This window comes from Nitrosomonas sp. (assembly GCF_024282095.1).
Classification (GTDB): domain Bacteria; phylum Pseudomonadota; class Gammaproteobacteria; order Burkholderiales; family Nitrosomonadaceae; genus Nitrosomonas.
In genome coordinates, this window is record NZ_JAMWZS010000072.1 from 1 (window position 1) to 3882 (window position 3882).

A 3882-nucleotide genomic window follows, 5' to 3' on the forward strand; every position below is an offset into this window, starting at 1 on the left:
ATGGAATAGGGAATCTAGTGCAGTTTTCTTGAAGATCTCTGATTATAGATCAAACTGTTAATAAGAAATTTTTGCCAGTACTCAATCAAATAAATTTTTACATTATTTTTACGCTCCATCCCTTCAATTCAACTCCATTTTTACACACAAATGTTGATACTGTACAAGTAGATAACTTTGGGAGTAAACACATGGATCTTATCTATTATCTTTGGGTAGTCATTTTATCTGTAGTATTGATCATAGGATTGATCGCCAACTACTATCATGAGGAATAAAAGATGAATTGGATATATTGGCTAACAGGTATTCTTGCTATCTTATTGTTTCTATACCTGCTCTACGCATTATTCAACGCCGAGGAGGTGGCATGAATACCTCACCTTGGATACAAATCGGTTTATTTCTTATCGTTCTCTTCGTTATTGCCTGGCCTTTAGGCCGCTATCTCGCCAGCATATTTGATGGACAGCTGACATGCCGCTTCAAGTGGCTGGATAAATTTGAGTATGGATTCTGTCGTTTGATTGGCACCAGTCCAGCAGAAGATATGCCATGGCAACGTTATGCTACAGCTATCGTGCTATTCAATATTCTGGGCGTGGTTGTTGTGTATGCCTTACAGCGTTTTCAGAGTGAATTGCCCCTGAATCCTCAATCACTTGGAGATGTGTCTTCAGACTCCGCCTTCAATACAGCAATATCCTTTGTCACCAATACCAACTGGCAAGGTTATGGTGGCGAATCGACGATGAGTTACTTGACGCAGATGCTCGCTTTGACGGTACAGAACTTCGCATCAGGTGCAACCGGTATCGCAGTTGTTATTGCACTGATCCGTGGTTTTACGCGAAGGAATGCTGCTGGTATCGGAAATGCCTGGCTCGACTTATCACGTTCAATATTCTATGTGCTATTGCCACTGTCTTTTGTATTTGCATTAATTCTGGTAAACCAGGGAGTTATTCAGAATTTCAATGCTTATCAAGATGTCAAGCTGATAGAACCGCTTGAATATACCGTACCGAAGAATGATCTTGATGGTCAGCCGTTGAAGGATGATCAAGGAAACGTGATCATGGAGACGATCAAAACAGATAAGCAGTCAATTGCGATGGGGCCGGTTGCATCGCAGGAAGCAATTAAATTGCTCGGTACCAACGGCGGCGGTTTCTTCAACGCAAACTCAGCGCACCCTTTTGAGAACCCAACACCGCTTACTAATTTCCTGGAAATGATCAGTATTCTTCTGATTCCAACCGCACTGTGCTTTGCCTTTGGTCAAATGGTTGGAGATCAGCGGCAGGGCTGGACGATTCTTGCTGCGATGACGGTGCTATTCATTGCGATGGCAACCGTAGCACTGTGGTCTGAATCCCACTCGAATCCGCTTATCACCCAACTGGGTACGGATGGTTCAATGGGCAATCTCGAAGGTAAGGAAATCCGGTTTGGTATCGTCTCTTCTGCATTATTTGCCACAGTCACGACAGCCGCCTCCTGTGGAGCGGTCAATGCAATGCATGATAGTTTTTTGCCATTGGGTGGTTTAGTTCCGATGGGATTGATGATGCTCGGTGAAGTTGTGTTTGGTGGAGTTGGGGCGGGGTTATATGGGATGCTCATATTCGCTATGCTCGCCGTTTTTTTATCTGGATTGATGATCGGACGCACACCGGAATATTTAGGTAAGAAGATCGGCGTATTCGAGATGAAGATGGTGTCGATTGCGATCTTGGTTGTACCTATGCTAGTGCTCGGTGGTACCGCAATCGCCGTTGTTACTGAAGTTGGCAAGGCAAGTATGGCTAACCCGGGCGCACATGGATTCTCCGAAGTGCTGTATGCATTCACTTCGGCTGGAAACAACAATGGATCTGCGTTTGCGGGACTTTCTGCTAACACACCTTTTTACAACATTCTGCTTGCTATCGCGATGTGGTTGGGACGATTCGGCGTCATTATTCCCGTATTAGCCATTGCCGGAAAATTGGCAGCACAACCAAAACTCGCTGTAACAGCTGGAACGCTGCCGACACATGGGCCGTTGTTCGTCATCCTACTCATTAGTACAGTACTCATATTCGGGGCACTTAACTATGTCCCAGCGTTAGCACTTGGACCTATCGTCGAACACTTGCAACTATTCTCACACTAACAGGTAGGAGTATTCATGAAAACACGAACCCTTCCGTTATTCGACCCGGTATTGATTAAACCGGCACTCCTCAATGCGTTCAAAAAACTTACCCCGCAAGCGCAATGGCGTAATCCGGTGATGTTTGTAGTCTGGGTTGGTAGTGTCCTCACGTCGATATTGGGTATTGATGCCCTCGTCGGCTATGGCGAAGCACCAGCAGGATTCATTTTTACGATAGCTGCATGGCTATGGTTCACCGTTTTATTCGCCAATTTTGCCGAAGCACTCGCTGAGGGTCGAGGTAAAGCACAGGCAGCAGCCTTGCGCGGTGCGCGGAAGAATATTATTGCAAAGAAATTAGCTGAACCTAAGCACGATGCAAAAATTACGACTATTGACTCCATATCGCTGCGAAAAGGAGATATCGTACTCATTGAAGCGGGCGATTTCATTCCGGCTGATGGAGAAGTCATTGAAGGCGTTGCTTCTGTCGATGAATCCGCCATCACCGGCGAATCTGCACCTGTTATCCGCGAATCGGGCGGCGATTTCTCAGCAGTTACTGGCGGTACGCGTATCCTATCGGATTGGCTGGTAATTCGCGTGACAGCAAATCCAGGAGAAGCATTCTTGGATCGAATGATTGCAATGGTAGAAAACGCCAAACGTAAGAAAACACCCAATGAGATAGCGCTAACTATTTTGCTCGTTACGCTCACACTGATATTTCTATTCGTATGCGCAACGCTATTACCGTTTTCAATCTATAGTGTTGAGTCAGCAGGATCGGGCTCACCTGTATCCATTACCGTTTTAGTCGCACTCCTGGTTTGTCTTATTCCGACGACCATCGGCGGCTTGCTTTCAGCGATTGGTGTGGCTGGAATGAGCAGGATGATGCAAGTGAACGTGATTGCTACCTCTGGGCGTGCAGTTGAAGCCGCTGGCGATGTGGATGTATTACTGCTCGACAAGACGGGAACAATCACTCTGGGTAATCGACAAGCATCTGCCTTCTTGCCAGCACCCAATGTCCAGATTAAAGAATTAGCTGATGCCGCACAACTCGCCTCGCTAGCCGATGAAACACCAGAGGGCCGATCCATCGTGGTGCTTGCAAAACAGGAATTTGGGTTGCGCGGTCGTGAATTGCATAATGCAGTTTTCGTTCCTTTCACTGCGCAAACACGCATGTCCGGCGTAGACTTTGGTGATCGCAAGATCAGAAAAGGTGCAGCGGATACGATTCGTGCTTATATCGAAAACCTAGGGGGCGCTTTCCCTGAAAGTGTCGAAGTTCTAGTTGATCAAGTATCACGTCGTGGTAGCACCCCTTTAGTCGTGGCTGATGGCGCGCGCGTACTCGGTGTCATTGAACTCAAGGATATCGTTAAGGGTGGTATCAGAGAGCGCTTTAGCGAATTGCGAAAAATGGGCATCAAAACAGTGATGATCACTGGTGATAATCGCCTAACTGCCGCTGCGATTGCCGCCGAGGCTGGTGTTGATGATTTTCTCGCTGAAGCCAAACCTGAAGACAAGCTTAAATTGATTCGGGAGTATCAAGCACAAGGGAGATTGGTTGCCATGACCGGTGATGGCACTAACGATGCACCTGCGCTTGCGCAAGCTGACGTAGCCGTTGCCATGAACTCCGGTACGCAGGCAGCAAAAGAGGCAGGCAATATGGTTGATCTTGATTCCAACCCAACCAAGCTGATCGAAATTGTCGAAACCGGTAA

Annotated in this window: 3 protein-coding genes; all 3 read left to right on the plus strand. The window is 46.9% G+C overall.

Annotation, left to right across the window (positions count from 1 at the left end; all coding sequences use genetic code 11):
* Positions 1–281: 281 nt before the first annotated feature.
* Positions 282–374, plus strand: a complete 93-nt coding sequence (gene kdpF, locus Q0K92_RS13140; protein ID WP_366019817.1) for a K(+)-transporting ATPase subunit F — start codon at positions 282–284, stop codon at positions 372–374.
* Positions 371–2158 (plus strand): potassium-transporting ATPase subunit KdpA, encoded by a 1788-nt coding sequence (gene kdpA, locus Q0K92_RS12845; RefSeq protein WP_297326191.1) that lies wholly within the window; start codon positions 371–373, stop codon positions 2156–2158. The genes kdpF and kdpA overlap by 4 nt, the downstream gene beginning before the upstream one ends.
* 15 nt (positions 2159–2173) lie before the next feature.
* A partial coding sequence (kdpB, locus tag Q0K92_RS12850) for a potassium-transporting ATPase subunit KdpB (RefSeq protein WP_297326192.1) occupies positions 2174–3882 on the plus strand: 1709 nt, incomplete at its 3' end.